This window comes from Paenibacillus yanchengensis (genome assembly GCF_042684845.1).
Taxonomy (GTDB): Bacteria; Bacillota; Bacilli; order Paenibacillales; family Paenibacillaceae; genus Pristimantibacillus; species Pristimantibacillus yanchengensis.
On the sequence record NZ_JBHUMH010000053.1, the window covers coordinates 1 to 25946 of the forward strand.

Here is a 25946-nt window from a genome sequence, read left to right on the forward strand (position 1 = left end):
ATATTGAGTCATGATGAATCCCTCCATTGAATGTCGTCTCGACAACTTCATTCTAAAGGAAATAATTCATCATGGCTCTTCTTATTTTCTTCCAGATGCATTTTACACAATTATATGGACTTTACTTCTCCTCCAGTACTTATTTGTATGTTTGTACGTTTTTTCGCATAATGTCCCACTATACTCTCCTGTTATAAAATTTGTAAAAGCAAAAAACCGACCATAAGATACCTTAAGATCGGCTTTTCATTTTGTATACGTGGCTGCCATTTTTAAATGGACTCAGTGATGAGTTTTCAGACACTTCCTAGTATATTTTCTGTGTAAATTATTACTTACTGCGCTGAATCATATATTGCAATATTAATTGCATAAAATCAGTTGGTTGTTGCAACGTTTTTAATATTTCCACAGCACTGCTATAATGTTCCCACATCGCTGTCTTCGCACCTGCCACCCCAAATACCGATACATAATTAGAAGTATTGTTATGATCATCTTGTCCGATTGGCTTACCAAGAACAGCCGCTTCTCCTTCTCGATCCAACAAATCATCTTTTATTTGAAAGGCAATACCAGCATGATAGGCAAATTGTTTCCACGTCGCTATCTCTTGTTCACTTGCTTTTGCTAATATCGCCGGCATAACGATAGCCGCTTCGAAGGCAGCACCTGTTTTGTAGTAACAAATTTCATCCAGCTGCTCGCTAGTAAGTTGCTTTCCTTTCGCCTGCAAATCCATCACTTGCCCTATACACAAATCTTCCGCTTTCTGTGCTGAATATTCAATAAGTGCTACAATGTCTTCGGCTGCAAATACATTCGCCTTCCGCAATGACGTTTGTGCTTGAATTGCTTTTTGGACAAGAAATAAACCAGTCAATTCAGCAATCGCACTATTGTGTAGTATGTGTAACGTCTTTTTCCCCCGCCGCTGCTCTGCATTATCTTGTGTTGGCAAATCATCAAATACTAACGATGCTGTATGCATATATTCGAGTGACTTTAATAGTGGAGTAATATCTGTCGTTTGCAGTTGATAATATTCTACTCCTACTACCCAAGTCAATAATGGGCGCAATCGTTTGCCGCCACTTTCCAAACTATAGTTAGCAGCATCAGCCAACAATAGTTGCGTCTCTCCTGTTCCATGCGACTTTGTAACTGGAAGCGTATCGTTAATATGAGCCCGGGCTTGCTCCATCTTTTCACGAAATGCTAGTTCCACTCGCTTCATCCGATGAAATTGCTCCATATATTGATCTCGAAACCATTTGTCCAAAAAATTAACATTGGTCACACGCTTTACCAGTCGGTTTAACCAATACTTCAATACAGTGTTATTCGCAGTCAACGTATCCATCAATTGCTCATAGGCGCTGTCCCCTAACCGCTGTCTACAACGCTGCAATCCATTTATCGCTCGATTCAAAATTAAAGTGCACACTTGTTCATTCTGTTGATATACAACGTGCGTCAAATAATGAATAACTGTCCAATACAATTCGAATGGATTTATAATATCGGCCCGTTTATCTTTATAGGTTAAATAGTACGTGTATGGCGTAACCGATCCTTGTTTATGGTCGTCCATAAAATCTGCAAAATCATCAGCCAACTGGTTATAAATACCATAATAAAACGTACGGGCAGTAAACCCCTCATCTTCCTCACTATGAACGACTGCCCGAGCAATTAAACGAGATGATGATGACTTAATAATAACCGGATAATATAACGCTTCATTCGTATAATGCTGCACCGATAATGACTTGGCACGATCTTGTTCTTGCGCATGAAAAAAAACATAAGCTTGTTCAAAAAATTGCTGCTGTTTCTCTGGAGGTAAGTGCTGTTGAATATATAGAAATGCTTGCTGTAGTTCTTCTTGCACATATAAAATAAACGTTTGATGCGCTCCAGCCCACGTTTGTTGCTGTGGAACGATACCAGTAAGTAATGTTTGGCGAATCATATTCGAATAGAGCTGTTTCTCCTCTAGGGAAAAAGATGGTGCATCTAACAAATCGTCAATAAACGGATACGTTATACCGTAGCAATAGCCCAGTCGAAATGCTTCATCTAGTCGCTCTGCTTTCACTACCGGATCAATCTGTTCTTCCATATCTTCTAGTGCATGCATCACAACACCAATAATTATTTTTATTAATTTTCGTTGTGCGTGCCCAGCATCCATTCCTTCCGGAATATGAACAGCTACTTGATGCAATCGTTCCATTAACCAAATAGCCGTTTCCGTAATCTGATGTCGTTGAGCCCAGCGAAAAAATCCATCCGTACTTAACCATTCCATTTCATCGTGCTGCTGGTTCTTCTCTTGCTTTATCAACCTAGTCTTCAAGCGGCTAGCCATTCGCTGTACACTTGTCCAAGTCGCCGCAGCATCCATATTTTTGCCCAAATCCCTCATATATAAATAAGCAATACTTCGTTCCAAATAATCATCTAATTTCCCTTGCTTCTCCAATGTGTGCAAATAATGATTAGAGGATACACCAGGCACATTGCGATAATCCAACTTAAACCAACGATAATACCACGATTGCTGTCGTCTATTATCTTTTTCCCATTGCTTAAAATCCACTACTAATTGTTCCATATACGTATTATTTTCTAGCAACGAATGTAAAGTGGTAAAATATTGGGCTGCTTCCTGCTCGGCATTCCTATAACTTTTTACATCATCTATTAAAAATGGTTCACTCATCATTCCCATACCTCATATTCAATTTTCTATATTATACGAACTTATAGAATGCAAGTTGCATAATAGATTTGTTAATGACAACTTTGCGACGATATTTCAACAAATATACAGCAATGTTTGCCTTTTCTGTGTATTTATCAAAAAACACTAGAACTTGTGTCGCATTATCGTTTATCATCAAATTATAACTATATATTGATTCTCACTTCCGATATAACGATGGAATTTATCCATTAATTTAATGACTACATAATCAAAAATAATTAAAGAGGTGCTCCCATGTCCTTACCATTTAAAGAGTTTGTACAGTTAGCTCAAACTATTATTGATGTACAAGATGAAGATATTACTCGTGAAAATGCCAATATGAATGGCGAAAGTTTTTCTGGAAAAATGAGTAAACTAGGCAGTGAATTTGCAAAATGGTACGCTAAACATACGGTGATGCCATCCGAGCTTGTACAAGCAATCGAGCATAACTATGTCTATGTCCATGATCTCGATCAATACGTACTAGGCACAACAAATTGTATTTTCATTCCTTTTGATAAATTGTTAGCTAGAGGATTTAATACAGGAAATGGTAGTGTTCGCCCACCAAACTCGATTACGACAGCAATGTCGTTAACAGCCATTATTTTTCAATCACAACAGAATGCACAATTTGGTGGTGTTTCCGCGAATAAGTTAGATTGGGATTTAGCACCATACATTAATAAGTCATTCCAAAAACATTTTATCAAAGCAAAAAAAATATGCAAAGAACAAGCAAAAATTGCCATTATGAGTGATGGTTCATTAGAAGCTCATGAGCAGGAAGAGTTACCGATAATGTTCTCCAATAATGCGTTAGCCGATCGTTATCCGCTTAGTTATGCGATAGCTTATGAATGGACAGTTGAAGAAACGAATCAAGCTGCTGAAGCGCTTATTCATAACTTAAATACCATGTCTTCACGTGCTGGCGGTCAAATTCCTTTCACTAGTATTAACTATGGAACATGTACATCGCCTGAAGGGCAGCTCGTCATTGATGCATTGTTGAATGCAACGATCAAAGGGCTTGGTAATGGAGAAACACCTGTTTTTCCGATTCAAATTTTTAAATGTAAGCAAGGGATTAACCAACAACCAGGTGAACCTAACTATCATCTCTTTTTGAAAAGCATTGAATGTGCTTCGAAACGTCTCTATCCTAACTTTGCTAATATCGATGCACCATTTAATGCCGAATACTATATCGAAGGGCAACCAGATACGGAATTTGCTACGATGGGCTGTCGCACTAGATTAGTTGGTGATCGATTCGGATGTAATCATTTATCCGGCAAAGGTAATTTATCTTTTAATACAATTAATTTAGTAAAATTAGGGATCGAATATGGTATTTATACGAATAACCGCTCCGAATGTGATGAAGCTGGATTTTATATTGCTTTGAACAAATATTTAGATATAGCATTGCAAGGCTTGCTGCATCGCTATCAATTACAAGCTATCCAGCCCGCCAAAGCATCAGACTTTATGATGCGAGAAGATGTATGGGAGGGTGGTGCAGAACTCGCTCCCAATGAGCCAGTAGAGCAGCTATTACGACATGGTAGCATATCACTAGGCTTTATAGGTATCGCTGAATGTATGAAAGCTCTGTTTGGCAAACATCATGCGGAAGATGAATTTGTATATAACAAAGCTTTAGAGCTCGTTAGTTATATGCGTCATTACTGCAATATGAGAAGCGAAGAACATCAACTGAATATTACGTTATTTGCTACTCCAGCAGAAGGATTAAGTGGTAAATTTACGAAAATAGATCGCGCTACTTATGGTTTGATACAAGGTGTTACTGATCGAGAATACTATACGAATTCTTTCCATGTTCCTGTCTATTATTCGGTTAGTGCCGCCAAAAAAATACAGTTAGAAGCACCTTTTCATGCTTTATGTAATGCTGGCGCAATATCTTATATTGAACTAGATGGCAATGCACGAAACAACACTGTCGCTTTTCAACGTATTGTTCAATATGCATTAGAGCAACAAATAAGCTACTTTAGCGTAAATCATCCGATTGATCGCTGCCCCGCTTGCGGTTATGAAGGAATGATTGGAGAAACTTGTCCCACCTGTGGAATTAGCGACGAAGAACAGCCATTTCGTCGGTTGCGGCGAGTAACTGGTTATCTCACAGGCGATTATATGACTCGGTTCAACGCTGCCAAAGTAGCGGAAGTAAGAGATCGGCTCAAACATTTATGAATATTTGCGGTTATTATCCAGAAAGCATCAATGAAGGACCTGGATTGCGAGCGGTCATTTTCATTAGCGGCTGTATACATGCCTGCCAAGGCTGCTTCAGCAAACATACATGGTCTTTCAAAGCGGGCGAACCTTTTGATGAAAAAAAACAAAGAGAAATATTAACTGATATTAGTAGCAACCCGCTACTACAAGGTGTAACATTATGCGGTGGTGATCCTTTTTTTTCGGCTGTAGATGTCGTTCCTTTTGTAAAAACCTTAAAATCCAAGCTATCTCATCTCGATGTATGGAGCTATACTGGCTTTACTTTCGAACAATTAATCGCCGATCCAGCCGATAGTAAGTATCAGCTATTACAGTTATGTGACGTTATCATTGACGGTAAATTTGTTGAAGCAAAACGTGATTTAACATTAGTATATCGAGGTTCTTCGAACCAGCGAATTATCGATGTAGAGCAAAGTTTACAAAGCGGTCAGCCCGAACCTTTCTTTTAGGTGGTGGCTGGCTTTTTTACGGTCAACATTTGGACTAATCGCCAATATTTTTTGCATGCAGCTTAAATGATTACAAAACATTGCGTTACAATTAATCTGCCCATTACATTCAGAGGTTATGATATAGAGGTATTACAAACAAAAGAAAGGAGTTTTACTATGGGTATTCACACTTATTTTCAGTCACTAACAGACTTAGAACGAATTATACGGTGTCCCGGCAAGTTCAAATTTCAAGAGCACAGCGTTTCCGCACATTCTTGGAAAGTAGTTCAATATGCTAAAACTTTAGCTGACATTGAAGAAAGCAATGGAGCTACGATTGATTGGAAAAAACTTTACGAAATTACAAGCAGTCATGATTATGGTGAAATTTTTATCGGAGATATTAAAACACCGGTCAAACATTACTCCCTTGAATTACGAGCTATGCTGCAACAAGTCGAAGAAGGAATGGTCGCTCATTTCATTGACGAACATATTCCAGAGCAGTTCAAAACCATTTTTCGTAGACAATTACGAGAAGGTAAAGACAATTCCGTCGAAGGAAAAATATTAGAAGTTGCTGACAAGTTAGATCAAATTTATGAAGCTTTTACAGAATTACAACGAGGAAATACCGAAAAAGAATTTATTGTAATGTACCGAGATGCACTAGTTAAAATCAAAGGGATTACATTACACTGTGTAGACTACTTTTTAGCAGAAATATTACCCGACATGGTCAAAGAAGGCTCCAAATCTCCGATTAATATCGCTCAGATTACAGAAGAAGCACTCTCTATCCCTTCTAAAGCTAAACCTTCTACGCCATCCAACGAGTAATAAGAACGATTCAACTTTTTATCAACCCTCTTGCTCTTTCATTTGTTACTCTCTTCCTTATTGTTTCCCTATTTTTTCATACCAAGCACCTACGTTTCCAACTTTAATTAATGAAAAACAAAAAGAGATGGTAAACTCTCTACCAACTCTTATTTTAATGTTTGCCATTAAGATACTAACTTCAATCCACTTACACCAATAATAATAATAATGACACTTATAATTCTTCCTAAACTCTTTGACTCATTAAAAAAGATCATATTTACAATTACAGCTGCTGCCGTCCCAATCCCTATCCATACCGCATAAGCAATACTCACTTGTAAGTAATTAAAGGATGCATAAAGCAAGACAAATGCCATGCCAAAACCGCTCGCAAAAATTAGCGCATTCGGAATACTTTTCTTTTCATTAAACTTATTTAATCCAATAACCCCGATCAACTCCATAATAGCTGCAACAATAACGAGCAACCAACCCATGATGTATTCCTCCTTTGCTTTTATTTGATAACTGATTGTGCTTTGGCAACATTAGCTTTTTTCTTGGCTGCTTCTTCTCGGTTATCTGCGAGTTGCAATGAAATGACACCTATAACAATAACGATAATAAAAAATATTTTAGACCCGCTAATTGGAGCATCAAATAAAAATATATCCATTAAAGCTGTCCCGACCGTACCTGCCGCTGCAAAAATAGCGTAGACCGTCCCAGTAGGCAAGTTTTCACAAGCTTTCGCTAGAAAATAGAAGTCAATTACAATTAACGCAATAATAATTGCCCAGTGCCATCCCGTGGATGCAACGTTAAATCCATATATCCATAACAGCTCACATAGCGACGTTAATACGACATAAATCCATGATTTATTCATCGCTCTACCTCCTTGACTGAACGTCATTCATAATTACGACTGACTGTCATTCATTATAAAGTAGTGCGCTATTTCTGTCAACTGTTGGACGTATGTCTGTTATTATAGTATCGTTTATTCCAAATTTTCTTTCATAAATATAATATCTTGATCAGCCAAACGAACAATAACTTTATAGTCAGGATTAGCAAAATGGTGTAACGAAACGCCAAATAAAAATCCACTATTTCCACTTTCTAGAAGTGGAGACGGAACTAACTGTTTTGGTTTTATAATATGTCCTATAATCGGTTTAGAACCAAATTCGTTTTCCTCTCCATACAACGTTTCCGTCAACGGTAATAACGACATTCCATTAGTGATGTCCATATCAATTTGCCATAGCTCTCCTATTACTTTTGCTTCATAAATAAAATTTTTCGACTTAGTCAGTGTTCCTATTGCAAAAAAATAAGCACATACTAACAGTACAGCCGTTATAATAATGATGCTATAAGTGGTTCTTCTTGTCATTCTTCGTTTGAATTTTTTCCATAAACCTAAAGATTGCTTATTTTGACTAACTTCAAGTACCGTTTGTGGAGCAGCAATGAGTTGTGCATGTAACTGCTGGCAATTAGAGCATTGTTGTAGATGATCTTGCAATTCCTCTTCGGTTTCTTTTCGCAGTAAGCCATCTATGTAGTTTTGTAATAAGTCCTCTGCTAAATAACATTTCATAACAATAAAACCTCCTGTAATTTTTGTTTCGCACGAAAGAAGGTAACTCTTGCCCAGTTCTCACTTTCCCCCATTACTTCACCGATTTCTGCAAAAGAAAATTCACCCGTCATTCGCATATGGACAACTTCTCGCATTGCTGTATTTAGTTGCCTAATTGCACGATATAGTTCTATCTTGTCAAAACGGAACAGTGCTTGTTCTTCTGGCGATTTACAAGTTGCATGTAAATGCTCGGTCAACGGATTGCCATCATATTTTTTCTTTTTATCTAACTCTTGGTACCATATATGTTTAGCGATTTGACATAACCATACTGAAAATTTGCATGTGCCATTATAATTTTTTAAGGAATACATTGCACGATAAAACGTTTCTGCCGTTAATTCTTCTGCTATCTGTTCATTACGAGTAAGGCTTAGTAAATATTTATAAACACCGCTTGCATGCTCCCGATATAGGCTATCAAAATCTTCCGTCATACTCTCCCCTCCTTCCATCTGCAACTTATATATCCGAAAAAAGACGGTTTCGTTACAAAGAAAACCTCGTCTTTTTTCAGTCACCAACATGCGGTGAAAAAAGACGAGGTATAATAAGACTGTAGCTGTCACTTTTACCTATGTAATTCGTATTTATTCGCTTTGCTTACTTGTTGAATAAACTGCTTCTCTGTGTCAGATAAGATCACGGTAGACGCTTTTATATTTTGTAATAATTGTAGAGCAGAACTAGCACCAGGTATTACTGTCGCTACAGTTTCATCACTGAGAGAGTAACGAATCGCCAACTGAGTTAACGTTCTTCCGCCTTCTTCGTCAATTAGCGAAGTCAATTGCTGACGCAATTGGTTTAATTCCTCTATTTCATAACCGTTAACTGCTTTGTCTGGTTGTCTACCTGTTGCGAGTACGCCACTAGCAAGTGGTCCACGAGCAATAACACTAATTTGTTTTTCCTTTAATAAAGGAAGTACTTCTTCCTCCGCCCGTCTATCGACCACACTATAAGCGTTCATCACTGATACGATATTAGAATGATCCGCATAGTGACGTATCACATTGGGTCTTATAGAAGATATACCATATTCGCGAATCCAGCCTTCTTGTTTTAGTTGTTCAAATGCCGCAATCGTTTCATCCATCGGATCATCGATAGTACCACCATGCAGTTGATACAAATCAATGTAATCTGTACCCAGTCGCCGCATACTTTTCTTGACCGCAGACAAAATATATTCTTTTGACGGGTCCCAGCTCCAGCCAGCTTGTCCATCTATACGTCGATTACCTACTTTGGTCGCTATAACTACTTCATGTCGATGTCCTTTTAATGCTTTACCAACTATTTCTTCATTTTGCCCTTCATCATACAAATCAGCTGTATCAAAAAAAGTAACTCCTTGATCAAAAGCGGTCTGTATAATAGACGTAGCTACCACTTCTTCTGTACCAAGCGACATACAACCTAACCCTATTTCACTAACCATTAGTTCCGATTGACCTAAACGGTTCATTTTCATTATAAACACCCCAATCTATTGTTCCATTAATAGTATACTGTAAATTTCAATAGACCCCACTATTTTTTCCAATACTACATACAAATAACTTAAACCGAGCATATATAACTTGGAAGGCTCATCAAACCAACGCAGGTACTACTTGTTCTTCTGTCAAGAAAACGGACAAGAGTTATACTATCTGATTGCGATAAAATTGCTCCTCAAAACGGGAAGGTGACTTTTAATCCAAACTACTTTTGGAGCGTTTACGATTGTAAAAAAATTCGATGTATCTGTAAAGTTTTTCATGCGCTTCTTGCTTTGTTTGGAATCTTGACGAACAGTAAATAAGCTCCTGTTTTAAAATGCTGTGGAAGGCTTCGATACAAGCATTATCGTAACTGTTGCCTTTACGACTCATACTTGCTGTGATGTTGAATTGCTCTAATTTGTTGCGGTACTCTTTGGAGGCATACTGTGAACCACGATCTGAGTGGTGAATGATTCCTTTACTGGGTCTTTTAGTTTCATAAGCTTGATTCAAGGCATCGAGTACTAGACCCGTTGTCATTCGATCTCCCAGCTTCCAGCCCACGACTTGTTTGGTGTATAAATCTAAAATGCTTGCCATGTACAAATTCCCTTGGCAACAAGGAATATAGGGTAGATCTGCTACCCATTTTTAGTTTGGAGCGATTGTCTCAAAGTTTTAGGTGAACAGGTTAGGCGCTTAAGGTAAATCATGTGTGGAGTCGATTATCACGACTTTGAATTTGGGGATCATACAAGAGCGCAGTCCATGCTTTCGCATTAAATGCGAGGGTCCTTCTGAATCGATAAAGTGCCGCTTAATGCGTGCTATAAGCTCTTCTCTACGTAACTGCTGCTCACTTGGTACATGAATGATTCAACCAATTGTAAAATCCGCTCCTGGACACCTCTAGCACCTGGCTCATCTTCTCCACTCGAACTCGGAGTGATACTCTTCGATAAATTGGAAAGTTAAATCCTTTCCTTACTGAAGATGTGCATAGCTTTTTTTAAGATGGCGATCTCCTCTTTTAAATCTTCAATTGCACTTCTGGTCATGGATAACTTGGGATGATTGCGGACAGTCTCGCCATAGTTAATGGGCTCATTTTCAAACTCTCGATATTTTGCTACCCAATGTCGCAAGGTTTCAGGATTTACATTCAGTTCATCTGCAATTCGTGGAATTGATTTTGATTGTCCCTGCACATATTTCACAGCTTCTTTTTTAAACGTTTCGTTGTCGCTTTATCTTTTGACATCCATAGTCCTGACCACCTTTTAGTTAAGTTAACTTCATTATCCGTATGTCGATAAAAAGTGTTCACTTTTTATTCTAGGTGCACAAATATAATTCTTGGTCTATGCCTGTAGTTGATTTTACTGATTTTTCTGGCGCAACTTGCAGTAATATCAAATGGGCATTGGAAGGATATAGTTTGTTTATTGGTACAGCCTATTCCTCATCTGCTGATTATTATGCAGATATTCAAGCAAATTCATATGCCAATAATACGGAGAACGTCAGTCGCTTCGGTCCCAAATCACCAAATAAAAGAACGGCAATTGGGTCTCGTTTTCAAAGCACATACGGTAACCAGACCGTTTTGGCTGTATTTACAACCGCAAGCGCATGGGAAGTTCGCAACAATATGAAAAATATGATTGGTTGCTCTATGGGGGTAATGCTTGATGGTGGGGGTTCTAGTCAAATAGCGTGGAAAACTTCATCGGGAACTAAAAGCTACTGGGATGCAGGTGGAGAAAACAGAGCAATTCAAACAATGGTGACTGTTAATGCTGACACTTGGGCATAATTTGATATAATAACCCCATTATAGGGACTTGGCGTCAGCCAACTCACGTAAGGGGGCTTCAGCATTTACATCTATGGACGACGTCTTTTACTGTAACAGATGAATACTTTCTGCATAATTGACAACCACCATTTGATCAGCAGCTCGAATATTTAGTAGTTCAATAGATGCTTTGGGTTCAGCGACAAGTAAAATATAGGTTTTATCTTCATTCATGTTTGCATTGCCAGAAACGAAAACTTCTTAAGCTCCTTGCGTGCTATTTAGGTAGGTTTGCGCCCATTCCTCTACTTTTGGAGCTACCATATCTAAAGTAATGACGTTATAAGCTATATTTTGGCTCTCCATCCCGATGTTGGATTCCCTTACTATTCCATAATTTGTAGCTGTCCAAATTCCATCTTAATTATGTCTTTTGACAAAATCAATATGGTAGATCGTTCCTGTTGTACTCCCTACAACTACGGTTTTTGGATTATAAGTTCCAGGCAATGAATATAAACGTGACATCAATCAATAGCTTTGTATTTGCAAAGTCCCGAACAATTTTTCCACCAATCTTCTTTTCTCATGTTATTAAGCTGTTCATCCGAGTAATCGGTACTCGTAAAGTTCGTCATTCGACGGGCTAGTTCAGCTAATTCGTCGTAATTCACAAAGTCAGTTGGTTGAACTTGCTTGTCCGGACTTTCATTTTTTATTGTGGATGATGATGCAGAATTTTTGATAACAGCAGGGGATTGAGTAGTACAGCCTGTGGTTAAGCTAATCACCAACAAGATGATAAAAAATAATCTAAATAATATCAATAGTTGCTCGGCCGAATTGGCGATTGCCTTTTTCATTGATCGTTGTTTCAACTTGTTGTAAAAATATGACTTGTTTCCTTTCAGAGATAACACTAATAAAAGTGTTAATTGCTAAAATCACCACTAGCAAAACAGATATATTCCTTAATACTTTGTTGATAGATAGTAACATATGATTTTCATGGAATATATGTATTTTCTCTAACAAAAGTGTATATTTTTTTAATTATTTCCATAATAGTTCCAATAAATAGTATATTATGTTATAGTATGTATATGAGTATATTTTAGCAATTTTAATATACTCATATACATACTATAAAGGAGATGTTAGTTTTGAAACTTGTAAAATCTTTAGGTGTAACACTCGTATGTACTTCATTGTTGTTCGCAGGTATTGCTTCAGCTGAGGATGCTGGACACATTTCTGGTAGTGATGTTGAGGTTAGTAGTCAAAAATCTTATATTATAAACCCTTGGAATAACGAAAAAGTATATTATTTTGATGAAGAGCCTAGTAACTCAAATAAGGCTTCAAGTTTAGTTGAATCTAATAGTGAAATTTTATATGAGGAGGATGCTCGTAAAGTTTTAGAAAGTATTAAAGCTGAGAATGAAGAATCATTAGGTATGAACTATCTATCAATAGTAGAAAACGAATTTAATAATATTAATAACTTAGTACAACCTTTTGCGCTTCAATCAACATTGTGGTATCGTGCAGAATTTACAATTGTAGCTGCGTCGTTTAATACTTTTGCTTGGGATAAAGCGGCTGGATTTTTAAGACATTCACTTACGAATAGTCCTGCAGTTAAGAGTTACGCTGCTGGCACACCTTATTCTAATTCGTTTTCTAATACAACTTCATATACTGAAATATCCATACCAATGGCTTTAGCTATTAACAAAGCGCATTCACAAAATAAAACAGTTGTTTCAGGAACTGGTAGTAATACTGCCTCAGCGAACAATGCAGGGATGGATTGGTATTTAAGCATTAATAAATATAATTATTCTTGGGCGGCAGAGAAAGAATCAAACGGAAAATGGACTGTATATATAAATATTAGTGATAAGTATGACTTTGAAACTGTAAAAAATGTACCTAGTAATTTTCCGCAAAATTTAATAGATACTATTAATAATCACGCAGCAGATGCACAACAAGTAGGAGCAATTACTCCTTACTATATTCAACTTTATATGAAACAAAGTAATTATGTTCCTGGGAGTTATTCTTGATAAAGATAGATTTGAAAATTAGAAAAATAAACAATATTGATTGTAATATATAATCTACCTGTTCAATTGGATAATCTCTCGGAATTTGCCATGGTAGATGGGACAAGGATTACCTCATTCCATCAAATAAACCTTCCTCCTACGGAAGGTTTATTTGATGTTTCACACCATTTGGTAAAACGAGAAAGCACCTATGGCTCCACCTGATATAGTCAAGCGACTACTCTGAACATGGATGATCCGTCAAGCAGTGTTGCCTGATGATCTTTTGTTTCACTTCTGGATGTTTGGTACGTTAGTCATTGACACTCCAACGCCTATAGGCGCAAGCTGGAGAGGCTATACTAAGTTAAACAGAAAAAATAAGGGGTAGTAGAATAAAAGAAATAAATGAAGGAGCGGAACTACTACCATGTCCAAACAAAGAACATTTATTGCCGTATTTAAAAAGCAAATGGTTGATCGATGAAAATGGAAAGCCTAGAGCAGCAATTGTGAAGGAGTATGCTCTTACAGTATCAGCTCTAGATAGGTGGATTAACAAAGGTCGATCCACGGAAGAAAATGAACTTATCGCACTATGTAAAGAAATTCAGCAGCTTAAAATGGAGATCGATTTTTTAAAGTAAGCAGCACTGATAATGGATTGATCGTAGCTATAATCCAGAATAATCGTGATAAGTACTTAGGTTAAGCAATGTGTAACGTCCTACAAATCGCAATAAGTACCTTTTATTATGAAGCAAAAGAGAAAGTGTCCGAAGATGACATTATTACTATGTTTCATGAAAACAGAAGAGTCTATGGCACTCGAAAGATAAAAGTAAAGTTAAATGAGCTTGGTCTGATCGTATCTAGAAGACGAATTAATCGCATCATGAAAGAACAAGGACTTGTATCTGTGTATACGATAGTGCAATACAAACCACAAAAAACAAATAACGAAGATAATGTAACTAATAGCTTAAACAGACAGTTTCAATAAACAGAAGTAAAGCCTGTTGTAGTCAGCGATCTCACGTACGTAAGAGTAGGTAACCGTTGGCATGATATTTGCGCATTAGTTGACTTGTTCAATCTAGAAATCATAGGACATAGCGCAGGTGAACACAAAGACGTAGCCCTTGTTTCCCGAACGTTTTCAAGCGTGGAAGGTGATTTGCGAAATATTGCATGGTTTCATACAGACCTTGGAAGTGAGGTGCGACAAGAAGTCGCTTAATATATTGCCGAAAGGCTACCCCATCCATTCGGGGTAACTCTATCGTGACTAGCATAGATGGTAACGTCTAGGTTAGAAAGCTCACGAGACAATGTGGAAATCCGAGTAGCCTAAGACTGGGACAACTGCTAGAGTAAGAAAGCTATGGAGAACGTAAAGTGAATCACTGTATGAATCGTTACGCGGAGGAAGCGAAATAGGCTGTAACGCTTCGACCAAAATGGTAAGGAGTCTGGCATTGGCGAACTCGCAAACCAATGCGAATGAATGAAGAACTCCCGGTTTAAAGGTGGCTCCTAAGGCTTTCATCATTATGTATGTAGCGGAACTTGGTAAACCCTACATGTCCCCGAATTCACAGGGTATCTAACCGCAAGGGGATGAAATGGCATAGAGGGCAGAAGAACAGGATAAAAAGCGAACGCTACTTTTGTAATGAAAGAAGATAAGAGTTCAAAATTTGCTCTAACCTGAAAGGGTGCTGACTTATCCTATGGTATTTCTTGGCTTGAAAGGACGGTAAACTTATGAATTTTAGTAACTCAACGACGGATAAAACCGAGAGACTAAATAACACCAATGCGCTAGCTGCCCAATGGGAATCCATAGATTGGGAGCAAGTGCAAAAAGATGTGAATAGGCTACAGACCCGAATCGCCAAGGCAACAGCGAAGGGAAACAGGAACAAAGTGAAAAGGCTACAATACCTACTCACACATTCATTCTGTGCAAAATGCTATGCGGTAAAGAAAGTAACCTCGAACAAGGGTAAAAACACCTCGGGTGTAGACCACAAATTATGGTCTACACCAGCTTCGAAAATGAAGGCAGTATTCCTGCTGTCAGATAAAAGCTATAGAACAATGCCCCTCAGAAGAGTTTACATTGCAAAGAAAGGAAAAAACAAGAAACGACCGCTAGGAATCCCCACCATGTATGATAGAGCCATGCAGACATTGTACGCTTTAGCACTCGAACCCGTAGCTGAAACTACAGGAGATCACATTTCCTTTGGTTTTCGCAAAGGAAGAAGCGCTAAAGATGCCTGCGAACAGATATTTTGTGTGCTAGCCAGGAAATGCTCTCCAAAATGGATATTGGAAGGAGACATTAAAGGCTGCTTTGATAACATCAACCACGATTGGTTACAAGCTCATATTCCGATGGACAAAAGAATAATGAAGCGATTTCTAAAGTCAGGATTTGTTTACGAGGGCAAATTATTTCCTACAGACACAGGCTCACCGCAAGGTGGTGCAATCTCAAGTCTTTATGCAAATATGACACTAGATGGCCTTGAAAAACTAATACAAGACAAATACCATCGAAACTCGAAAGGAAAAATAGAAAACCACTATCGAGCAAAAACCAAAGTGAATTTGGTACGATATGCCGATGATTTTATCATTACTGCAAACACAAGAGAATTGGCAGTAGAACTCAAAGAGACAGTCAGTCAATTTCTCACATCACGAGGATTAACTCTATCCGAAGAAAAAACAATGATTACACAAATCGACGATGGTTTTGACTTTCTTGGATGGACATTTCGTAAGTTCAGGGAAAAACTAATGGTCAAACCATCAAAGAGTGCAATAAAGTCAATAATCGGGAAATGCTCTACGATCATCCTTAAAGAAGGAAAAGCCATGAGCCAATCTGAATTAATCCGAAGACTCAATCAAGTGATTAGGGGCTGGTCAAATTACCACAGGCATGTTGTGGCAAGCGAAACCTTTTCGCATATCAATAACACACTATATCTTTTACTGCAACAATGGGCAAAACATCGGCATCCTAACAAAAACAAATGGTGGAGATTAAATAAATATTGGCATGAAAAGAATGACAAGAGATGGTTGTTCATGTCGGAAGAAAACAGTCTCATAAACTTGAGAAGCATAAATATCGTCCGACAACCTAAATTACAGATTTCTAAAAATCCCTTTTTAGACGAAGGATATTTTATTAAAAAAAAGATGAAATTAAAATCACTGGTTGCCGCCAGAAATGGTGAAGAAATGCTTGAGCCGTATGAGCGGGAAACTCTCACGTACGGTTCTTAGACGAGGGAAAGGGAGCAATCCCTTTTCTTTAGTCAATTTCAAAAATAAAGCAATGGATGAGCTTTTAGAAACATTTATAATTGAATGTTCCTTAAGTGCTAAAGGATGCCATTATGCTAACGCAGTTGCAGAAGCAACACTTAAGAGTACGAAAAAAGAGTTTGTTCATCAAATCTCTTTCTATACCCTTCAACAACTACAAATAGAATTATTAGGACTATGCCCATTGGTTTAATAATCACCGTATTCATAAATACTAGGCTATGTAACGCCTGTGCAATATCGATAGAAAGCCCCTAAAATAATTGTTTAATTTAGTCGTTCTTTCCACAGTTAGTAGAATCAGTCGCTTTCTCGTGATCTTTCGAGTAATAAAACTTTTAAACGTAAGGTTGCAAAATGACATCGTCCATACATGATTCTTTTTATAACTTTTATTTTATTCACACTGCCTTCTGCTAATCCGTTGCTATAGCTATAAGTGACAGCATTTTTTATGGCATCTATGTCCCTATTGATTCCATGGATGAAACTGTTTATTTCACTTATTCCTAATTGTTTTGCTTCTTCCATCCACGAATCTAGCTGATTAGCATCTGCTCCTTTTAAAACATCTTTGAATCGCAAGACAAGTTGGTAGATCTTGGCGAACGCTGGAGAGGAGGATAGGATGCGGTGTAATTGAGATTCAGTTAATTTTTTCATATCTTTTAAAGGACTTAAATAAAAGCTTGAGGAGCAAAGATCTTTCGACGAACGCTACATGCATACTAACCGATTCATTCCTTGCTTCTCGTGTTAATTGGCATACATACGTATCGTTGAACTTGAGCCTGTATATCCTCTAGCTTTAATAACTTCTTCTATTTTTTTAAAGGTGTATCCCTCTAGTAGCAGTTGATTAATTTCATCATGATAGGGAGGTGGTAACGTGTTACTTCTAGTTACTCCGTAATTTCCGTTCACGAAGGATCTATTTTCATCTAAGTAATTGGTAACGGTTTTACGATTAATACCAACTTCTTTTGCCGTGGCATTTTCGAAAAACCTTTTTGGTGTAATTCTCTTACTACTTCTATCACTTTCTGTTTTCTGGAGACATTTTGCTGATATGTGGACTGTCGAGAACTTCTATGATATTTTTCATTTCTTTCCTCCTCAGACATAGATAGATATTTTTTCAGCGTACGAATATCCATGTGTAGCAAAAAATCTTGTGGGTCTAATACCGGTTTCAGCTAAACGTATAGCCATGTCTATTTTTTATGTAAAGATAATAATTCCGTAGACTCCTGTGTTACATTCTCTTTTTCTACATGCTGCGCAGGATTGTTTCATACCTGCAATATGTTCAAACCAAATGTTGTTTTGGCTCTACAAGAATCTTCCATACCTGTATGATAGCACAAAAATATTAGTTTGATGAAACAATACACATATCATAGTAGAAGAAAACAAACAAGAAATAGCATACTATAGGGCTTCGAGTCCGCTAAAGCGAACCCTCATCCCTACTTCGCTATCATCCCACACCAAACGAGAGGGCTTTCTCGCTCAGAATATCTGTAAAAAGAAAGGGGGGCGTTTAGAAGTGCCATAAACTCTACTACCGTCTAACTTTTAAATAAGATGATTTGAAAATATCCTGAATACCAAGAGACTATTTTGGCGTCTATTCTAAAGAATTATTTCATTTATTTAGTTTGTTAGGTAATGTGTTCATAGATTTTATAATATTTTTCTCAAAACCATTAATTTCAGATAAGTGTTTTTTTGAGTAAGTACTATCAATTTGATCTATTGTAACTAAGACAGTATCATTTTTCACATAACTTTTATCTATTCCTATCCAATATCCTTTCACATGAGATAATATTTCATTATCTTCCTCAAATAAACTATAGCTATTAGGATATTTTGAAATGACATATATTCCTCCATCAAATAGTACCACATCATCCCTCGCTGGTCCCGTATATGCAGAAATAAATATAAAAACTAGAAAGAGAGTCCATAACACAGCAATGGTTATTAAACTTATTATTATCAATCTAAAAGTATGTTTTTTGAAATTTGGGAATGAATATTTCATTTTTATAGTTCTCCTTTAATTTTTTCAAAATACTTAAGATCTTTGTTATGGAAATCAAATATAGTACCTTTCTTTAGTTCAAGCTAAAAAGAGAGCGGGGAACAAACTTATTCTTTTTTGATTTCTTGTTCAAAATATTTATCTATGTAGTTTTCAATAAAAAGAATTTCAGTAGCTGCATCCTCTTCTAATTGTTTATCACTTACTTCATGCGTCTTTGTATCATGATTGATACTCCAGTCGTTTTTCTCAAATCTTACCATAAATTTATTAAATTTCAGACACGCCCTAATAAAATGTAAAAAAAACCATTAAATTTTACCACCCTTGTACAATTTATAATCATTTCCTTTGCATTTAAATACATAGTTAATTATAGCAAACAATTAACATTCAAGTAAGGTGTAATTGTAAATAAAACTTCCTATTTGCAAATATAGAAAATAGCGGTAATATTTAATCATATTCCAATAATCCTATTAATTATTTTTATATAAAAAAACCACTAGTGTCGCATCAAAATTATTATAGAAGGGCGTGGATTATTTGATGGGATTTTTTTAAGGTCTCCTCATTATTGCTGCAATTTTATATGTAAACTTAGTAGCTACTATGAAAAAATAAATAGGGGAGAGGATACAACCAATAATACAGGTTGGGGTGTACTTCTAACGTCATTACTTATTTTTGATATTTTAGTTGTTCTAGATACTGCTGGATGAGGATGAAATAAATACCTAAAAAAACATCGACATACACCTCTCAGTCGAGTCAATATGGCGTAACTGCTATGTACCTTGATTGAAGCCGGCTGAGTTAGGATTCTAAATTTTGTGAATTAGTAGCAATATAATTGCAATGGTAAATCATGCTTAACATGCATCTACAACGGTATCCGATACTGCGAATTCATCTCGACAATATGCTCCCCTTGTTGATATACCCAACAAAAATGAAATTCATTTCCTTCATAGTTCGTTCTTTTACGAATATCGGGAATGATGATAGCATCCATATTATCTTTAATCGTTTGTTCAATATTTTTTAAACGCTCTAATGTATGCGCCGTTTCTGTTGCTGCCTCTGCTTCTGGTAAGGATAGCTGATAATATCGATAAGCTAATTGCTGCGCAGTAGCTTCTTCTTCCACATAGCCAACTGTTCCCTTTAATACTTCCTTTACTGTATTTACCCAATCATCTACCAAATTCATTGTAACTTGTATCATTGTAAATCCTCCCGTTTTTCCTGTTCTTGCTTATAGCAAAACCACTGAAATGTTCCGAATACTGTAACTAAATATATCATACTATATCTGTCCTTTTCTGCGGCAGCTATCTATGCAGTTCTCGGAGTTCCGTTTGAAATTGTTCCTTACATAGTTGATATAAGTTCGCTTTGCTAGCCGATTTTTTCTCCGCTCGAATCCAACCAATTTGCATCGGTCCTTGAATTTAAAGAAACAAGAGAAGTGCTACTTCTTTTCCAATCCCTTGCCCACGGTATTTTCATAGTAAGAAAAACTATGCAATTGAGAATTTATACTTGTAGTCGAAAAGACCATATTCGTTCCTATCGTTTTCATTATCATCTTCAAATTGACTCGTATCGTACTGATATAATTAATGATCATTCACTTTGAATACCTTTCCATTAATAAAACTATTCTTTTATTGCTATCTATTTTGACTACTCACACTATTAACAATTTTGCTTCGTTCTACGATAGTATTAGTATACAATCAAAATAGTCATTAAATGAATTAGGAGAGGTGTTCATGTTTTCGTTATCAAAAATAGAAAAATTAGATCTGTACATTGCCAAATTGCCTCTACCTCTAACTATAGAAGCAATTTTTATAGCTGTGGAACAAACGTATCACATCTCTCTACATAAACTTCCTGGTTTAGTGCCATCATCAAAGAAACAATTTGCCACCTATCTCGCTTCCATTGATCATAATCATTTAACTAGTAGCCAACTTTCCGAACAGATTAATCAGTTATATGGTGTAAACTTACAAGCATTATCGAATTTAGAACATGCTGCTATCTCGATTTATTCCAAAGGGCAGTGGATACTGCGTCATCCTACTAATTACATAGAACTCTATACCGATATTAACGATATTGAAGTAGTTATCATGCCGTCCAGCTACTATATAGAACAAACAGGCAGCAATCAATTGCCACCTGCTTTGATCAAAGGATTACTTTCACTCGGCTACCGCTTATATGAAGCAGATGAAGTCATTTCTTTTTATAACGATGCTATTACACAAATAAACACGCAATATTGCTATTATGTTGATCCGACATTAAAACCTGTACCAGATGCCTTTAAAGGAAAAACGATGCAGCATATAAATCATGTGATTCATCCATTAATGAGAAGTTAAACTATTTTCCAAAAGAAGATAGAAACTTCACCCGATCACCCATTGGCGGTACATTATGATCAACAAGTGCAATTTCTAATACTGCTGGACCGCCTTCGGATAACAACTGATTGATTATATCTGGCTTCCATTCAGCGAAACTACTTATCCGCTTGCTTGGAATGCCCATTGCTTCTGCCATTTTGGCAATATTCGTTTCTTCTTGTTCAAAGACTGTATGTGTTCTTTTAAATTGCAAAGCATGTCCATGATAAACCATACCCAGTCTCGCGTTATTCATGACAACAAATAAAATATTTAAGTTATATTCTTTGGCAGTTAACACTTCCATACCGTGCATGAAAAAACAGCCATCGCCGGTTATACATACTACCGGACGATCTGGCTCCGCTAATTTCGATCCGATTGCTGCACCAATCCCGCTTCCCATCGCACCGAAGTGAACGTTAATATCAAAGGAGTCCTTACTTAACGTACGCATATGATGAATAACATAAGACATAAATTCACCGATATCTATTGTAAATCTTGTATGATGAGGTAACTGCTGCTGCAATCGATGTAATACTTGTTTCGTAAAAAACGGTTCTTCTTCATGATCACTCTCTAAACTAATAGCTACTTCTCGTACTACACTACCAGATGTGCTGCTTAGTTGCTGATGCTCAGATATAGATAATCGATTTTCTAGCCGCTCTATTATTTGACGTAAACTTAACGTAATATCGCCGGTTACTGCTATATCAACCACATATTTTTTATTGAACACCGTTTCATCTCGATCAAGTTGGATAACAAAACGATGCTGTGTCAGTGTCGCATTGTAATTACTTGTAGCCGTTTCTCCTAAACTAGATCCAACAATGAGCATCGTTTCTGTCCCACGCGCTTGCGCTATAAAATCAGACGCTTGCTTGTGACCGGCAAATCCAAATATTCCTACTAGCAGTGGATGAGTATCTGGTATGTACCCTTTCGCTTGCGGCGTTACAACTATCGGCCACTGCAATAATTCAGCTAATGTGATTAACTCCGTAACCGCACCGCGAATACCTTGCCCGACAAATAAGAAACCATTTCGATCGGCTAGTAACCTATCTACCACTTGATCAATATAAAGCGTATTCGGTAATATGGGATTTTTAAACCATGTTTGTGTCATTAACGATTGTTCTTCTTCTGGTGTCATAGAAATAGCTGTATGCTGTACATCAATCGGCAATGCAATGTGTACCGGACCTGGTACGCCAGAGATAGCTAACTGACAAGCTTTTTGTAGCTCCGATAATACGGACGATGCCTCTTTAACAATGACACTATATTTCGTCACTGGCAAAAATATTGAAGCAACATCCAGCTCTTGTGATGCATTAAGTCCCATCGTACTCACTGGTACTGCACCCGTTATAAATAATATGGGCAATTGTTCTCGCATCGCACTCGCTGCGCCTGTCACTAGATTAGTTGCCCCCGGACCACTACACCCTATACATACACTAAGCCCACCAGCATATTTTGCATAGCTTGCCGCCATGTAAGCTGCTGCTCCTTCATGTTTTGTTACAACAGGAGTAATATCTTTTATTTCATATAACTCATCAAAAATAGCATTGACAGATCCTGCAGGTATGCCGAAGATATGGGTTGTTCCATTCGCTTTCAAATATTCCAATATTGCTCGTGCTGTTTTCACTTTATTCCTCCTACTTCTTCATCGTTGTATACTGAAATAGATTTCCGTTATTTCGGCTCCAGCTTTAGGCTTGCTAAAGTAATAGCCTTGCATTAAATAGCAATTACGCTCAAGTAAAAATTGAACCTGTTCTTTTGTTTCCACACCTTCTGCTATTACGCTCAAATTTAAATTATGTGCCAGTGTAATAATAATATTGGCAATGACAGCATGGCTATTATCTATCATAATATCGTGCAAAAAAGACTTATCAATTTTTAATGTATCGATAGGTAATCGATTCAAATAACCTAGAGAAGAATATCCTGTACCGAAATCATCAACAGCAATCTTAATACCAAATGCTCGCAATTTTTTCATCGTTTGCAATGTCGTCTTTGTATTTTTTATAATTAAATTTTCTGTTAATTCCAAATGTAAACATTCTGGCGAAATGGTTGCCTCTTCAATAGCTTGCGTAACTGTTTCATACAAGTTATTTTGTTCAAACTGACGAGCAGACAAATTGACAGCCATCGTCATCGAATGATTTCCACTTAATTGCTGCCAACGTTTTAATTGCTGACATGCCTCTTGCAATACCCAATTACCAATCGGCACGATTAACGCGGTTTCCTCCGCTATCGTGATAAATTGATCAGGATTGACTAACCCTTTTTCTGGATGCTGCCAACGCAAAAGTGCTTCAAAGCCGATAACTTTATTAGTAGTAACATCTACTTGAGGTTGATAAAATAATAACAGCTGGTTACGATCCAACGCCTTATATAGTGCATTTTCGAGTTGTACCGTTTCTAACGTTCTCGTATTCATATCTTCACTGAAGAAGTGATAACTATTTCCAGAAATCTCCTTAGATTTGTACATAGCCGTATCTGCATTTTTAATTAATACTTCACTGCTTTCCCCATTGTCAGGATAGAGACTGATCCCAATACTTGCTTTAATATAAATTTCACTGTCCATCAAATAAAATGGTTCCACAAAAGAGTCAATAACGAGATGAACTACTTTTAATACATCCAGCTCATGTTTAATATTCGGCAAACAAATGGTAAACTCATCTCCACCTTGCCGTGATACTGTCGCCCCTTTCGGTGTACAGTTAACTAATCTATTCGCAACCTCACACAATAACTTATCCCCATAACTATGACCTAGTGAGTCATTAATTAATTTAAAGCGATCCAAGTCCAAATAAAGCATGGCGAGCTTTTCGTTATTTATTTGTGCTTGTAGAAGCCCTTGATCCAGTCGATCTTTGAGCAGTACACGATTAGGTAAATTAGTAAGACTATCATAATAAGCGTGATACCTTATTTTTTCTTCCAGTTGTTTTCTTTGCGTAATATCTTTAAAAGTGACTACTTCCCCTACTACCTTTCCTTCTTCATAAATAAGCGAAATAACAAACTCCACCGGTATACTTGTCCCGTCTTGTCGAATAAAGGCAGTTTCCCCTGTATAATAATCTCGATTACTACTCATCGTAGTATTGTCTATTAGAAATCGGTCTGCATCGTCCTGAACAAGGATATGAGCTGCGGAACGATTGATTAAGTCACATTTGCTCATATACCCTAACATCATCGCACCAGCCGGATTACAAAACGTAATATTACGATCTAAATCCAAGCCAAATATTCCTTCTCCTGCTGAATTTAGAATCAATTCCTTTTCTCTACTTAATTGCTGAAGCTCCATTACTACTCGTTCTAGTTCTTTATTTTTTACTGTTATTTCCAGTGTTCTTTCTTGAATAATGCTTTCTTGTTGCTCCATAAACAACAGATTGGACAATGTAGAAGCTGTTGCATCTACAATCGACTGTGCCAGCTGCATCACGGAGGCACTTATTTTCAATTCCTCATTTTCCAACTCAACAACTGCAATAACACCTAATATCTCACCCATAGAAACAAGGGGAAACAAACACATTCCCCGAATACCAAACTTACGACACAATGATAAATTAGGACGATGATCATCAAAAACATTGGGAATATAGACTGCCTTTTTCGTGCGAATTACTTCTTGAAAGACAGCATCTTTTCTTTCGTCATTCTGTGCTTCCAGATGGGTAGTTAACCAATCTTCTTCTAACCAATCACTAGCTTTACTCAACTTTGACGGTCGCATTCTTTTGTCAGAAAGCGGATCGAGCAAATGAATACCAATATTAACGTTGTGTAATATTTTTTCTAAATAATAAAAGCATTTATCTATACTATCTTCCATCGTTTGGCACAAAGATAAATTTCTTGTCACATCAAGTAATAACTGCTTCTCTGCAAGCAAATTTTCCTTGTAAGTTAAATTATTAACATTGTGTATAGCAACCGCTGCCATATTTACATAGGATTGTACAATTTGAATTTCAGATTTTGTTAAATTCATTAACGTTCCATAGTTAAATAAAAAGACTAATCCATACAATTCATCCCCTGTAGATATTGGCAAAGCTAATAATGACTTAATATAAAAACCTTCCACCGCTTGTCGATCCGGACGGCTATCTATCGCTGTATCTGGAATATAAATTACTTTTCTTGTTTCTACCACTTCTTTTGCCAGTAAGTCCACATTCGTATCTAAAATATGCGTATCTAACGTTCGCCCATTTATCATTTCGGGTTTGCCGACGTATCCACGAAATGTTCCATCCTCCTGTGGTAAATAAATACCGACAGAATCGCATTGTACTATTTCTTCTGATATTGCAGCTGTGACATCCTTAAGCATCTCTCGTAGTTCAATGTTCATATTAATTCGTTTTGTTAACTCTACTAAGCGAGAATACCTCATCTGTTCCTTCTGCATTACCGCTCCTCCGTTTCAATCGTTTATCTTATGATAGTAAGAGGGATTATTCTCATGCAATCAACATACCATTTTATTCTCCAAAAACATCTATTTTCCTTCGACATTTGTTCTTTTTTTATACAAAAATCGACAAATTCTATAATATCATACGTTAGACATATTCATTGTTAGTAAAGAAGATGCACTTCCAATTATTATACAAGGCACTTTTTACTATTGGCACTTTGCTATTCGAAGTACTTTGTTATAGTTTAAAGCTATGATTAACGGAAGAAGTTTGGAATACCAAATAAATATATAACAGCACTCCCTCTTTATTTCTATCAAAGAGAGAGTGCTG

Annotated in this window: 21 protein-coding genes and 2 pseudogenes; 8 read left to right on the forward strand and 15 right to left on the reverse strand. The window is 36.9% G+C overall.

Annotated elements, in window-relative coordinates:
* Positions 1 to 331 precede the first annotated feature (331 nt).
* Positions 332 to 2731, reverse strand: coding sequence for a polyprenyl synthetase family protein (locus ACFSTH_RS13825; protein WP_377774110.1), 2400 nt, complete (start codon positions 2729 to 2731; stop codon positions 332 to 334).
* A gap of 276 nt (positions 2732 to 3007) precedes the next feature.
* Here ACFSTH_RS13825 and ACFSTH_RS13830 point away from each other — a divergent pair, with 276 nt between their 5' ends.
* The 3 genes from ACFSTH_RS13830 to ACFSTH_RS13840 all read left to right on the forward strand — a co-directional run bounded on the left by ACFSTH_RS13830 (position 3008) and on the right by ACFSTH_RS13840 (position 6312).
* A complete protein-coding gene (locus tag ACFSTH_RS13830; protein WP_377774108.1) occupies positions 3008 to 4987 on the forward strand; it encodes an anaerobic ribonucleoside triphosphate reductase in 1980 nt (659 codons plus the stop codon).
* Positions 4984 to 5487 (forward strand): anaerobic ribonucleoside-triphosphate reductase activating protein, encoded by a 504-nt coding sequence (gene nrdG / locus ACFSTH_RS13835; protein WP_377774106.1) that lies wholly within the window; start codon positions 4984 to 4986, stop codon positions 5485 to 5487. Before ACFSTH_RS13830 ends, nrdG begins: the two co-directional genes overlap by 4 nt.
* A gap of 159 nt (positions 5488 to 5646) precedes the next feature.
* Complete coding sequence (locus tag ACFSTH_RS13840) at positions 5647 to 6312, forward strand: YfbR-like 5'-deoxynucleotidase (protein ID WP_377774104.1); 666 nt, start codon at positions 5647 to 5649, stop codon at positions 6310 to 6312.
* 167 nt (positions 6313 to 6479) lie between these two features.
* Here the strand turns inward: ACFSTH_RS13840 and ACFSTH_RS13845 are convergent, their stop codons facing one another.
* The 7 genes and pseudogenes from ACFSTH_RS13845 to ACFSTH_RS13875 form a co-directional block, all read right to left on the reverse strand.
* Positions 6480 to 6794: a DMT family transporter gene (locus ACFSTH_RS13845; protein WP_377774102.1), complete on the reverse strand. Its 315-nt coding sequence runs from the start codon at positions 6792 to 6794 to the stop codon at positions 6480 to 6482.
* 20 nt (positions 6795 to 6814) lie between these two features.
* Positions 6815 to 7186, reverse strand: a complete 372-nt coding sequence (locus ACFSTH_RS13850) for a DMT family transporter (protein ID WP_377774100.1) — start codon at positions 7184 to 7186, stop codon at positions 6815 to 6817.
* Positions 7187 to 7300: 114 nt separating this feature from the next.
* Entirely contained in the window at positions 7301 to 7906 is a 606-nt protein-coding gene (locus ACFSTH_RS13855; protein WP_377774098.1) for an anti-sigma factor family protein, read from the reverse strand.
* A complete protein-coding gene (locus ACFSTH_RS13860) occupies positions 7903 to 8388 on the reverse strand; it encodes an RNA polymerase sigma factor (RefSeq protein WP_377774096.1) in 486 nt (161 codons plus the stop codon). Before ACFSTH_RS13860 ends, ACFSTH_RS13855 begins: the two co-directional genes overlap by 4 nt.
* Positions 8389 to 8522: 134 nt before the next feature.
* On the reverse strand, positions 8523 to 9428 hold the full coding sequence (locus ACFSTH_RS13865) for an aldo/keto reductase (RefSeq protein WP_377774094.1): 906 nt from the start codon (positions 9426 to 9428) through the stop codon (positions 8523 to 8525).
* A gap of 223 nt (positions 9429 to 9651) precedes the next feature.
* A pseudogene (locus ACFSTH_RS13870) lies at positions 9652 to 10080 on the reverse strand (IS3 family transposase); the annotation flags it as partial.
* A 332-nt stretch (positions 10081 to 10412) separates the two neighbouring features.
* Positions 10413 to 10667 (reverse strand): annotated as a pseudogene (locus ACFSTH_RS13875) (transposase); the annotation flags it as partial.
* A gap of 212 nt (positions 10668 to 10879) precedes the next feature.
* Between ACFSTH_RS13875 and ACFSTH_RS13880 the strand changes: the two are divergent.
* On the forward strand, positions 10880 to 11257 hold the full coding sequence (locus ACFSTH_RS13880; protein WP_377793717.1) for a phosphodiester glycosidase family protein: 378 nt from the start codon (positions 10880 to 10882) through the stop codon (positions 11255 to 11257).
* Positions 11258 to 11344: 87 nt separating this feature from the next.
* Here ACFSTH_RS13880 and ACFSTH_RS13885 read toward each other — a convergent pair whose 3' ends face one another.
* Positions 11345 to 11473 carry a hypothetical protein gene (locus tag ACFSTH_RS13885; protein ID WP_377774090.1) on the reverse strand — a complete coding sequence of 43 codons (129 nt, stop codon included), beginning with the start codon at positions 11471 to 11473 and terminating at the stop codon, positions 11345 to 11347.
* Between the two features lie 929 nt (positions 11474 to 12402).
* Between ACFSTH_RS13885 and ACFSTH_RS13890 the strand changes: the two genes are divergently transcribed.
* From ACFSTH_RS13890 to ltrA, 3 genes are all read left to right on the forward strand, one after another.
* Complete coding sequence (locus tag ACFSTH_RS13890) at positions 12403 to 13311, forward strand: hypothetical protein (RefSeq protein ID WP_377774088.1); 909 nt, start codon at positions 12403 to 12405, stop codon at positions 13309 to 13311.
* Between the two features lie 754 nt (positions 13312 to 14065).
* Entirely contained in the window at positions 14066 to 14296 is a 231-nt protein-coding gene (locus tag ACFSTH_RS13895) for an IS3 family transposase (RefSeq protein ID WP_377793720.1), read from the forward strand.
* Positions 14297 to 15060: 764 nt separating this feature from the next.
* The gene (gene ltrA / locus ACFSTH_RS13900; RefSeq protein ID WP_377774084.1) at positions 15061 to 16599 is read left to right on the forward strand and encodes a group II intron reverse transcriptase/maturase; all 1539 of its coding nucleotides are present in this window, start codon (positions 15061 to 15063) and stop codon (positions 16597 to 16599) included.
* Positions 16600 to 16941: 342 nt separating this feature from the next.
* On the opposite strand, the gene ACFSTH_RS13905 is transcribed toward ltrA, so the two are convergent.
* The 4 genes from ACFSTH_RS13905 to ACFSTH_RS13920 all read right to left on the reverse strand — a co-directional run bounded on the left by ACFSTH_RS13905 (position 16942) and on the right by ACFSTH_RS13920 (position 19919).
* Complete coding sequence (locus ACFSTH_RS13905; RefSeq protein ID WP_377774082.1) at positions 16942 to 17304, reverse strand: transposase; 363 nt, start codon at positions 17302 to 17304, stop codon at positions 16942 to 16944.
* A gap of 93 nt (positions 17305 to 17397) precedes the next feature.
* Positions 17398 to 17565 (reverse strand): hypothetical protein, encoded by a 168-nt coding sequence (locus ACFSTH_RS13910; RefSeq protein WP_377793722.1) that lies wholly within the window; start codon positions 17563 to 17565, stop codon positions 17398 to 17400.
* A 724-nt stretch (positions 17566 to 18289) separates the two neighbouring features.
* The gene (locus ACFSTH_RS13915; protein WP_377774080.1) at positions 18290 to 18691 is read right to left on the reverse strand and encodes a hypothetical protein; all 402 of its coding nucleotides are present in this window, start codon (positions 18689 to 18691) and stop codon (positions 18290 to 18292) included.
* 883 nt (positions 18692 to 19574) lie between these two features.
* Positions 19575 to 19919, reverse strand: a complete 345-nt coding sequence (locus ACFSTH_RS13920; RefSeq protein WP_377774078.1) for a hypothetical protein — start codon at positions 19917 to 19919, stop codon at positions 19575 to 19577.
* 550 nt (positions 19920 to 20469) lie between these two features.
* Between ACFSTH_RS13920 and ACFSTH_RS13925 the strand changes: the two genes are divergently transcribed.
* The gene (locus tag ACFSTH_RS13925) at positions 20470 to 21090 is read left to right on the forward strand and encodes a hypothetical protein (RefSeq protein WP_377774076.1); all 621 of its coding nucleotides are present in this window, start codon (positions 20470 to 20472) and stop codon (positions 21088 to 21090) included.
* Between the two features lies 1 nt (position 21091).
* Here the strand turns inward: ACFSTH_RS13925 and ACFSTH_RS13930 are convergent, their stop codons facing one another.
* Together ACFSTH_RS13930 and ACFSTH_RS13935 are read right to left on the reverse strand one after the other, a co-directional pair.
* Positions 21092 to 22783 carry a thiamine pyrophosphate-binding protein gene (locus tag ACFSTH_RS13930; protein WP_377774074.1) on the reverse strand — a complete coding sequence of 564 codons (1692 nt, stop codon included), beginning with the start codon at positions 22781 to 22783 and terminating at the stop codon, positions 21092 to 21094.
* Between the two features lie 18 nt (positions 22784 to 22801).
* Positions 22802 to 25603, reverse strand: coding sequence for a sensor domain-containing phosphodiesterase (locus ACFSTH_RS13935; protein ID WP_377774072.1), 2802 nt, complete (start codon positions 25601 to 25603; stop codon positions 22802 to 22804).
* Positions 25604 to 25946 lie beyond the last annotated feature (343 nt).

What these genes read in the sequence shown, in the direction of transcription:
- ACFSTH_RS13825 (WP_377774110.1), bottom strand. Translation starts at nt 2,731, where the DNA reads ATGATGAGTGAACCATTTTTAATAGATGATGTAAAAAGTTATAGGAAT.
- ACFSTH_RS13830 (WP_377774108.1), top strand. Translation starts at nt 3,008, where the DNA reads ATGTCCTTACCATTTAAAGAGTTTGTACAGTTAGCTCAAACTATTATT.
- nrdG (WP_377774106.1), top strand. Translation starts at nt 4,984, where the DNA reads ATGAATATTTGCGGTTATTATCCAGAAAGCATCAATGAAGGACCTGGA.
- ACFSTH_RS13840 (WP_377774104.1), top strand. Translation starts at nt 5,647, where the DNA reads ATGGGTATTCACACTTATTTTCAGTCACTAACAGACTTAGAACGAATT.
- ACFSTH_RS13845 (WP_377774102.1), bottom strand. Translation starts at nt 6,794, where the DNA reads ATGGGTTGGTTGCTCGTTATTGTTGCAGCTATTATGGAGTTGATCGGG.
- ACFSTH_RS13850 (WP_377774100.1), bottom strand. Translation starts at nt 7,186, where the DNA reads ATGAATAAATCATGGATTTATGTCGTATTAACGTCGCTATGTGAGCTG.
- ACFSTH_RS13855 (WP_377774098.1), bottom strand. Translation starts at nt 7,906, where the DNA reads ATGAAATGTTATTTAGCAGAGGACTTATTACAAAACTACATAGATGGC.
- ACFSTH_RS13860 (WP_377774096.1), bottom strand. Translation starts at nt 8,388, where the DNA reads ATGACGGAAGATTTTGATAGCCTATATCGGGAGCATGCAAGCGGTGTT.
- ACFSTH_RS13865 (WP_377774094.1), bottom strand. Translation starts at nt 9,428, where the DNA reads ATGAAAATGAACCGTTTAGGTCAATCGGAACTAATGGTTAGTGAAATA.
- ACFSTH_RS13885 (WP_377774090.1), bottom strand. Translation starts at nt 11,473, where the DNA reads ATGAATGAAGATAAAACCTATATTTTACTTGTCGCTGAACCCAAAGCA.
- ltrA (WP_377774084.1), top strand. Translation starts at nt 15,061, where the DNA reads ATGAATTTTAGTAACTCAACGACGGATAAAACCGAGAGACTAAATAAC.
- ACFSTH_RS13905 (WP_377774082.1), bottom strand. Translation starts at nt 17,304, where the DNA reads ATGAAAAAATTAACTGAATCTCAATTACACCGCATCCTATCCTCCTCT.
- ACFSTH_RS13915 (WP_377774080.1), bottom strand. Translation starts at nt 18,691, where the DNA reads ATGAAATATTCATTCCCAAATTTCAAAAAACATACTTTTAGATTGATA.
- ACFSTH_RS13920 (WP_377774078.1), bottom strand. Translation starts at nt 19,919, where the DNA reads ATGATACAAGTTACAATGAATTTGGTAGATGATTGGGTAAATACAGTA.
- ACFSTH_RS13925 (WP_377774076.1), top strand. Translation starts at nt 20,470, where the DNA reads ATGTTTTCGTTATCAAAAATAGAAAAATTAGATCTGTACATTGCCAAA.
- ACFSTH_RS13935 (WP_377774072.1), bottom strand. Translation starts at nt 25,603, where the DNA reads ATGCAGAAGGAACAGATGAGGTATTCTCGCTTAGTAGAGTTAACAAAA.